This is a genomic window from Marinimicrobium sp. UBA4509, assembly GCF_002388575.1.
Classification (GTDB): Bacteria; Pseudomonadota; Gammaproteobacteria; order Pseudomonadales; family Cellvibrionaceae; genus Marinimicrobium; species Marinimicrobium koreense.
On sequence record NZ_DGMV01000030.1, the window covers coordinates 1 to 526 of the forward strand.

General features: G+C 58.2%; 2 pseudogenes. Both read left to right on the forward strand.

Features of this window, described 5'->3' with window-relative positions:
- Nucleotides 1-203: pseudogene (locus tag B3520_RS03690) on the forward strand (branched chain amino acid aminotransferase); the annotation flags it as partial.
- Between the two features lie 59 nt (nt 204-262).
- Nucleotides 263-526 (forward strand): annotated as a pseudogene (locus B3520_RS03695) (hypothetical protein); the annotation flags it as partial.

Sequence of the window (526 nt, forward strand, 5' to 3'; positions counted from 1 at the left end):
CCCGGGATGAAGTCTACATTGCCGATGAAGCCTTCTTTACCGGTACCGCGGCCGAGGTTCTGCCCATTCGTGAGCTGGACGGTCGGGTGATTGGCGAGGGTCGTCGCGGCCCGATCACCACCCAGCTGCAGTCACTCTACTTCGATGCGGTCAAGGGCAAGTTGTCCGGCCACACCGAATGGCTGGCACCGGTGGCTGGCTGAACCGCTGATCCAAAACGCGCCCTCTCCGCAGGGCGCGCTTCAGGAGGACCCCCTGCATCATGAGCGATAAAGGCACGCCGCTCTCTCACGACCCTCATTCCCGAGACACGCTGCGGCAGACCGATACCGCTTCCCTCAAGGTGTATCTTCGCTTACTGGCCTATATCAAACCCTATTGGGTGTTATTTGCCATCAGCGTCTTTGGTTTTGTCATCTACTCCGCCTCCCAGCCGGCCATGGCCCAGTTCATGGAATATCTGCTGGACTTTATTGGCGCTGAAGAAAACTGTGAGTCTGCCTATTTGGCGAACCCCTTGGTCAGT